Source organism: Phormidium sp. CCY1219 (assembly GCF_035615515.1).
Classification (GTDB): domain Bacteria; phylum Cyanobacteriota; class Cyanobacteriia; order Cyanobacteriales; family Laspinemataceae; genus CCY1219.
Genome location: NZ_JAJENT010000253.1, coordinates 1 through 8,215, shown reverse-complemented (window position 1 = coordinate 8,215; position 8,215 = coordinate 1). Strand labels below are relative to the sequence as shown.

8 protein-coding genes are annotated in these 8,215 nt (G+C 48.3%); 5 read left to right on the top strand and 3 right to left on the bottom strand.

Annotated features, from left to right (window positions below):
- Positions 1–91: 91 nt before the first annotated feature.
- Genes LKK83_RS02820 through LKK83_RS02810 form a run of 3 tightly spaced genes read right to left on the bottom strand, consistent with a single transcriptional unit; the run spans position 92 to position 1,961 of the window.
- Complete coding sequence (locus LKK83_RS02820; protein ID WP_324629296.1) at positions 92–364, bottom strand: PqqD family protein; 273 nt, start codon at positions 362–364, stop codon at positions 92–94.
- Between the two features lie 32 nt (positions 365–396).
- Positions 397–1,728 (bottom strand): nucleotidyltransferase domain-containing protein, encoded by a 1,332-nt coding sequence (locus tag LKK83_RS02815; RefSeq protein WP_324629295.1) that lies wholly within the window; start codon positions 1,726–1,728, stop codon positions 397–399.
- Positions 1,725–1,961: a hypothetical protein gene (locus LKK83_RS02810; RefSeq protein WP_324629294.1), complete on the bottom strand. Its 237-nt coding sequence runs from the start codon at positions 1,959–1,961 to the stop codon at positions 1,725–1,727. Before LKK83_RS02810 ends, LKK83_RS02815 begins: the two co-directional genes overlap by 4 nt.
- A 140-nt stretch (positions 1,962–2,101) precedes the next feature.
- On the opposite strand from LKK83_RS02810, the gene pstA reads away from it, so the two are divergent.
- The 5 genes from pstA (at position 2,102) to arsB (ending at position 8,092) form a co-directional block, all read left to right on the top strand.
- Positions 2,102–4,027 (top strand): phosphate ABC transporter permease PstA, encoded by a 1,926-nt coding sequence (pstA, locus tag LKK83_RS02805; RefSeq protein ID WP_324629293.1) that lies wholly within the window; start codon positions 2,102–2,104, stop codon positions 4,025–4,027.
- Positions 4,028–4,146: 119 nt separating this feature from the next.
- Entirely contained in the window at positions 4,147–4,953 is an 807-nt protein-coding gene (pstB, locus tag LKK83_RS02800; RefSeq protein ID WP_324629291.1) for a phosphate ABC transporter ATP-binding protein PstB, read from the top strand.
- A gap of 89 nt (positions 4,954–5,042) precedes the next feature.
- Positions 5,043–5,372, top strand: coding sequence for an ArsR/SmtB family transcription factor (locus LKK83_RS02795; RefSeq protein ID WP_324629290.1), 330 nt, complete (start codon positions 5,043–5,045; stop codon positions 5,370–5,372).
- 171 nt (positions 5,373–5,543) lie between these two features.
- Positions 5,544–6,572, top strand: a complete 1,029-nt coding sequence (locus LKK83_RS02790; protein ID WP_324629289.1) for a PstS family phosphate ABC transporter substrate-binding protein — start codon at positions 5,544–5,546, stop codon at positions 6,570–6,572.
- A gap of 365 nt (positions 6,573–6,937) precedes the next feature.
- Positions 6,938–8,092, top strand: coding sequence for an ACR3 family arsenite efflux transporter (gene arsB, locus LKK83_RS02785; protein WP_324629288.1), 1,155 nt, complete (start codon positions 6,938–6,940; stop codon positions 8,090–8,092).
- Positions 8,093–8,215: the final 123 nt, after the last annotated feature.

Here is an 8,215-nt window from a genome sequence, read left to right as displayed (position 1 = left end):
CCCCTTAGTCCCCGATCGTTGGGGGGAAGACCGAATCCTCTTAAGCCCCCCTTTCAAAGGGGGGTTTGGGGGGATTTAATTTAGCTTGGGATTAGACCGTCTCCTGTTCTACCGTTAACAACCCCTGGGCCACCAGTTCGTCCACTAACTGAGTGACATCCTGACGCAAAGTTGCCTCATCCACATCAAATCGGCGCAATAGTTGCTCGATCGCAGTTTCGAAATCGAGGCGATCGCTCAAAAGTTGCCAGATTTGACTGCCTACGGGGTTTAAGCTGTAGTACATTTCATTGTCGATATTCATCAACACCACCTCGCCCGCCAGTTCTTGGGCGAAAACGTGACTGGGAATCGTAAATTGCATCGCGCTATTTTGGCTCCTGTTCAATTGCCTGACTATTTCCACAGAAATTTCCAGAGAAAGGCGAGTTTTTCTTTACCAATTTTATAGGTTTTAAGCAACCGGACAATCCGCAAGGGATAGTAAAGGAAAAACAAAAAATCAGGTAAAGCAAAGGTTTCTTTATCTCTTTCATTGACATTCAGAGCTAAACCCGCACAATATCGAATTTTCCCCCAAAAGCCCATTTCCATTATCGGAAACAGTATTAAACCGCCGAATAAACGACACTTGGCTCCCAATTCTACCCGATAAAAAAGCTGCTTATGTTCTTCGGCGATTTCTGACAGTTCGGGAAATTTTTGAGTTTGTTTTAACAGAGGTTCGGGCACCGGAATTTGCAGGTAAGTTTGAGTGATGAGAATGGCTAATAAAAAATTGCGATCGCTCTCAGTCGTTTCGCATCGCGCCATCACATCCTGCCAATCCACATCAGGATATTTGCGAATCAATGCCGCAAAATCGCAAAGCCTTTTCAACACTCCCCAACTGTCCTTCATCCCATGTAGGTACCCCAGCGCTACAGAGTTTTTGGGTGAAAATGTATGCACAGTTTTGCCTGCAATAGACACCGTTTGCAATTCCTCAAAAAAAGAGTCAGTATCTAGCCGCCGATAAAACTGTTCGGGGATGAGGCCAAAATGCAGGTCGATATTAACCTTCCCATCTTGTCGCACCATTTGGACTTGGGCGATTTCTTGTTCTTTTGTGCCCAAATATTTATCGTGGTATCCCTGTTGCATCAGCAAATTTTTGGCTTTGGGAAAATCGGCGGGACGCACCAAAATATCCAAATCGCAGAATTCTCGCACTCCCATGTTACCATAGGCTAATGCCGCCCAAATTAATCCTTTAAACGGAATGGCCTGAATATCATGGGTGGCGAATAAATCGAGAATTTGAAAGAGTTCTTTCGTCAGAAATAAATTGCGAGCAAGTCGGGTTTGAGCCTGAATGTGAAGTGTCTCAGCAATGGATGGAAGAATCAGTTCCGGGTGAGTTTGTTTCAGACTTTGGTAAAATAGCAGAAATACATTATGCTCCGCTGCTTTTTGGATGAGATAATCCCAATCTAGCTCGGTTTGCAGCAGGTGGGCGATTTCACTGGAAGTTGCGGTACCAAAGTGATAGCGGATGCAGCACAAAAGTAATTCAGCTTCGGGGTTACTTTGGTTAAGGCTGGAAATTGGAGCGTGGGTATTTTGGGTTAGATTTGCAATCATATTTGGATAAAGGCGATCGCGTAAAGTGGCGAGCAAGTCATTGGCAGTATAGCCGATCTCAATACCGATGCCATTCAAACGTTGAGAGGTTCCACCAGGGGTCATGCCATCTGAATCATATTTTTCGATACGGATGTTAGAGACGCGATAAATCGCCTCTGTGCCGTTTTTTTTGCAGACAATCCACCGGAGTTCATCTGACCGCCACCCGACATCGCCCCCTTTGTCATCCCGAATCCAGAGACGATCGCGGTAAAATAGGTGCTTAACTCAATCAGAAGCAGACCCGCAAAACCGTAAAACGCGATCGCCAGGGAACCCCCAATGCACCTATTCATCCGCAGAAGTTTCCCCGACAGACCCCAAGACACCATAACCCACCCGCGAAACTCTCCACCCCCAATCCCGGGATTTCATTACTCTTTCCGGGTATTTTCCCCCTCGCCAATCGAACCGCCCACCGAGTCTGAGGCGTGGGATGCAGTTTAATCCTTATTCCCTTCAATCCCCACCCCCCGACGGTTGGAAACGGAACTTGCGCCGCCAAAGTCGGGCAGGGTCCATCGTACAAGCAACCCTCGCCGCGATCGCTTGTATTCCGATTTCCATTGCCGTCGCCATTGTCGCAATTCTCATTTACGAAACCGTCCTATTTTTCCAAGACGTTTCCCTGTGGAATTTTCTCACCGATACGGAATGGACCCCGCGCTTTGCCAGCCAACAATTTGGCATTTTAGTTCTCGCCAGCGCCACGTTTATCGTCACGGGAATTGCCCTAATCGTTGCCATACCGATTGGCTTGCTAGCGGCAATTTATCTAGCAGAATATGCCCCGCAAAAAGTGCGCTGGGTGATGAAACCTATCTTAGAAGCACTATCGGGAATTCCCACGGTTGTTTATGGTTATTTTGCCTTTTTAGTCGTCACGCCGCTGTTACAAGAATTGATTCCGGGCATTGCCAGATTTAATGGATTAAGTGCCGGGTTAGTAACGGGAGTAAGCATTATTCCGATTATTTCTTCTTTGAGTGAAGATGCCATTCGCGGCGTTCCCGATCGCCTGCGCGAAGCCAGCTATGCCTTGGGATTGAACAAACGAGAAACCATTGTCAACGTTCTATTACCGGTGGCATTTCCCGGTATCTTTGCCTCATTTACGCTAGCTGCTTCTCGCGCCTTGGGAGAAACCATGATTGCGGCGATCGCTGCTGGTCAAAATCCGCAACTCACCCTCAATCCCTTGGTCCCCATCGAAACCATGACTGCCTTTATTATCCAAGTCAGTTTAGGCACTGTCGCCTTTAACTCCTTGGCTTTCCGCACCATTTTCACCGTGGGTATGGTATTATTTCTCATCACCTTGACCCTGAATACCTTCGGATATTGGTTAGTTCGTCACTATCAACAATCAATGACACAAGTGGTGGTTCCCAGCACACCGCGATCGGACAATTCCAATCTCTGTCTCGATTGCAATCTTCCCCCCCCACAAACCCGGGAATTGCCAATTTCCATTCGTCAATCCCCTGGCTTTCAAATCCCCTTTACCCGTCGCCATCGATTAGACCAATTCTTCAGTATCCTAACCTTTCTCGCCACCTTAGTCGCCCTCGCATTTCTCGGACTATTACTCCTGGATGCTTTTCGGCGGGGAATGCCTCAATTAGACTGGCAATTCCTCACCAGCATTCCCTCTCGAAACCCGGAAAAAGCGGGCATCTATCCGGCGCTAATGGGCAGCTTGTGGCTATTAGCCGTTACCTTGGTTCTCTCGTTACCAATTAGCATTGCTACTGCGATTTATTTAGAAGAATATTGCCCCGATAATTGGCTCAACCAACTGCTAGAAATTAATATCGCCAACTTATCTGCAGTTCCCTCTATCATTTACGGATTATTAGGACTGGAATTGTTCGTCCGACTGTTGGCCCCGCTGACGGGTGGTCCGACGATTCTCTCGGCGGCGCTGACTCTGACGGTGGTCATTTTACCCCTGTCTATCGTCACTACTCGTTCTGCTTTGCGTCGGGTTTCTGCGAGTTTGCATCAAGCAGGGTATGCTATAGGCATGACCCGCACCCAGGTGTTGTGGCATATCGTTTTACCTACGGCTTTGCCTGGAGTCTTCACCGGTGCCTTGCTTTCTCTAGCCCGCGCTGTGGGCGAAACCGCGCCTTTGATTGCGGTGGGCGCTTTATCGTTCATCTCTTTTGCACCGCCCCTGTCTTGGGAAGGACTTCGCAGCCGATTTACAGCCCTGCCTTTTCAAATTTTTAATTGGGTCTCTCGCCCTCAACAAGGGTTTCACAACAATGCTGCCGCCGCCATTATTGTTTTAATTGCTATTTTATTTGTGATGAATGTCTTGGCGTTACTCTTGCGAAACCGCACCAGCAAACCCTAGGCTTTTCACCCCTAAGCCCATTTCTAGTAGAAATGATTGGGATTGTGCCATTGATGTCATTGTTCGATTAATCCATGTCTGAAGATTTCCCTTTAAAATTTATAAGAAAAAGAGCCATTATGAAGTTTGCCTGGAATAATAAAGAACCGGAAGAAAATACTGTCATTTTAAATTTAAAAAATTTATCAGTATTTTATCAAAAATCCCAAGTTTTAGATAAAATAAATCTGGAAATTCAAAGCCATCAAATTACCGCGATTATCGGTCCTTCTGGCTGTGGAAAAAGTACCCTACTGCGATGCTTTAATCGATTAAACGATTTGAATCGCGATGTTTCGGTGAGCGGAAAAATTTTGTTAGACAATCGAGAGATTTACAGTTTCCATCCGGTGGACATTCGCCGTCGGGTGGGGATGGTGTTTCAAAAACCGAATCCGTTTCCCAAGTCTATTTACGAAAATATTGCCTTGGGATTGCGGATTAACGGGTATCAAGGAGACATTGATGAGTTGGTAGAATATTCCCTGCGTCAGGCGGCGTTGTGGGATGAGGTGAAGCAGAATTTGCGGCGAAATGCCCTGACCCTATCCGGGGGACAGCAGCAGCGCTTGTGCATTGCCCGCGCTTTGGCCCTACAACCGTCGATTCTGCTGATGGATGAGCCTTGTTCTGCCCTCGATCCGGTTTCTACGGCGCGCATTGACGAACTGATGCACGAACTCAAAACCCATTACACGATTGTTTTGGTGACGCATAATATGCAGCAGGCGTCTCGGGTGTCGGATATGACGGCGTTTTTTAACCTCAGAACCAGCGAAAGGGGAGAAAAAATTGGCTATTTGTCCGAGTACGATCGCACGGAGGTGATTTTTCACAACCCCAAGCAACCCTCAACTCAGGAATATATCAGCGGACGATTTTGTTAATTGTCGGTTGTGAATTGGCAATCTTTCTTCGGGGTGGAAGTGGGGGATAGCGCGATAAGATAGTGCCAGAGATATTGGGCAAAAAACTGATGGTCAAAATAACCGCGATCGCACCCACTGATGTCGCTGCTGGATTTCACGCCCTGTCCGATCCCCTGCGGATCCAAGTCATCGAGTTGCTGCGCGAACAGGAATTGTGCGTCTGCGAACTGTGCGAAAAACTCCAGGTCAGCCAGTCGAAGCTCTCTTTCCACCTCAAAACCCTGAAAGAAGCCAGCCTAGTGCGCGGGCGTCAGGAAGGTCGCTGGATCTACTACAGCCTTAATTTACCTCAATTTGTCGCCCTCGAACAGTACCTCGCCGAATACCGCCGCTTCAGTACCATGCTTCCCGCCCGCCCCTGCGAAGAAGTGGGCTGAAATCGGGTTAAGAACATCTTTCCCGGGAAAGTGGAGAATGCATTTTCCCGGGCAATTTTTCGTTAGGCGAACCCTTTTATCCTTTTCTTTACCTAACCTTAACCCTTTCATCAACTTTTTTTGAAATGATAGAGTTATAGACCCCGTGGTTAAGTATTGGGGGTAAACTCCATGAATGCAACAGCAAATCCGCTCATCAGGGGACTGAGGGCTGTAGCGCTCAGTTTAAGTGCCGCCGCATTAGTCAGCTCATGCGCGCAAAACGAGTCTCAGACAAGGCAAGCGATCGCGATCGACGGGTCATCCACCGTTTATCCGATTACCAACAGCGTGACCCAACAGTTTAAATCCGAAAATTCCAACGCCGTAGAAGTCACCGTAGAGTTTTCCGGTACTGGTGGAGGGTTTGAAAAATTCTGCGCGGGTCAAACCGATATCAACGACGCCTCGCGGCCCATCAATCCGCAAGAAATGCAAGCTTGCAAAGACGCAGGGGTGCCCTATATCGAACTGCCGATCGCCTTCGATGCGATTACCGTAGTGGTCCATCCCGAAAACACCTGGGCGCAGGACATCACCGTGGCAGAATTGGAACAAATGTGGCAACCGCAAGCCCAAGGAAAAATCGTCAAATGGAACCAAATCCGACCCTCCTGGCCCGATCGCCCGTTAACCCTGTACGGACCGGGAAGCGACTCCGGAACCTTTGACTACTTCACCGAGGCGATCGTCGGGCAACCCGAAGCCAGTCGCGATGACTACACCGCCTCCGAAGATGACGAGATTCTCGTCGAAGACGTCAGCGACGATCCAAACGCCCTAGGTTACTTCGGCTATGCCTACTACGAATCCAACGCCGACAAACTCAAAGCCCTCCCCGTAGACAGTGGCAACGGTCCGGTGATGCCCTCCCCGGAAACCGTGGAAAACGCCGAATATCAACCCCTGGCCCGCCCCCTGTTTATCTACGTCAACGCCGATGCGGCGCAGAAAAACCCCGCCCTACGAGACTTCGTAGAATTTTACATCGACAAAGCACCGCAACTGGTGAGTTCCGTCGGCTACATCCCCTTACCCGAAGATGGCTATCGTCTGACCTACATGCACTTCCACCGCAACAAAGTCGGCACCGTGTTCGAGGGTAAATCCGATTTTAATCTAACCATCGGCCAACTATTGCGAAAACAAGCCAAATTCTAATCTCGACGTTGAACAGACACCCACAAGCAACGGCGGAATTCGGCGTTTAAATTGCATATTTCTCTATCCAGCAAAACCCGAGTTCGAAAAGCCCTTGTGTCAGGGGGGTACAGGGAAAAAGCCCTCCTATGCGAGCTATTTTTACGGGCGATCGGCCACCTTCTGACTCGTTCCCAGCCCAGGCTGAGAACGAGTCAAAAATATGCAAATAAAAGGTAATCCGACTTCACCACTGTGGGATGGTTTCCCGGGCGCGGCTTCTTTTCTGAGAATTACATCAAGTTTTGTTGAAATGACTTGACATATCAACTTTTTTTGTTTTATACCAAAAGCAGAAACCACTCGCACACCGGAGGAAAATCGGCGTGAGTCAAAGCAACGGGCATTCTCAGAAACCAGCAGTGCGGGCGGGAAGCCGACTGAGTTTTTTTGAAAAATACCTCACCGTCTGGGTCATCTTCTGCATTGTCATCGGCGTTGCCCTGGGCAGATTATTTCCCGGAATTGCCGTCACCCTAGACGCGATGAGCGTTTACCAAGTCTCGATTCCGATCGCAATTTGCCTGTTTTTTATGATGTATCCGATCATGGTGAAAATAGACTTCACCCAGGCAAAACAGGCAATTCAGGCACCGAAACCCGTCATTCTCACCTTAGTCGTGAATTGGTTAATCAAACCCTTCACGATGGTGGTATTTGCCCAATTTTTCTTGGGATGGGTATTTCGTCCCCTCATTGCAGGCACGGATATCGTAAAAACCGGCAGCATTGAGTTAGCAAACTCCTACATTGCCGGGGCGATTTTACTCGGAATTGCGCCTTGTACCGCAATGGTATTGATGTGGGGATATCTGTCTTTTAGCAACCAGGGCCATACCTTGGTGATGGTGGCGATTAATTCCCTCACCATGCTGTTTTTATACGCGCCCTTAGGCAGATGGTTGCTAGCCGCCAATGATTTAACCGTTCCTTGGGAAACTATCGTCCTTTCGGTACTGATTTATGTAGGATTGCCACTAGCGGCGGGAACCTACAGTAGAGTTTGGATTTTCAAGCATAAAGGGCGCGAATGGTTTGAGCGAAAATTCCTCAAATACTTGAGTCCGATTTCCATTGCGGCGCTGCTGATTACCTTAGTGCTGCTGTTTGCCTTTAAAGGGGAACTGATTGCCAACAATCCGCTGCATATTGTATTAATTGCCGTGCCCTTGTTATTGCAGACCATTTTTATTTTCACCATTGCCTATGTAGGCGGGTTAAAACTGAACCTAGCCTATGAAGATGCCGCACCGGCAGCATTGATTGGGGCCAGCAATCATTTTGAAGTGGCGATCGCCACTGCAGTGATGCTGTTTGGATTAAATTCCGGTGCCGCACTGGCAACCGTTGTTGGGGTATTAATCGAAGTGCCCGTGATGTTAATGCTGGTAGAATTTTGCAAAAAAACTGCCTTTTGGTTCCCTCGCGAACCGGAGAAAGCCACCCTCACCGATCCGCGTTGCTTGCATCTGTTGCAGTAATCGGATATAGACTGCTACAATCCATTTTTTCGGTAGGCAAGGAGACAAATACAGGTTAAGTAAAGATGCAAATTATTGGGGAGATGGATTGGGGGAGGCGGAGCCTCGGGAGGGACGTTCCCA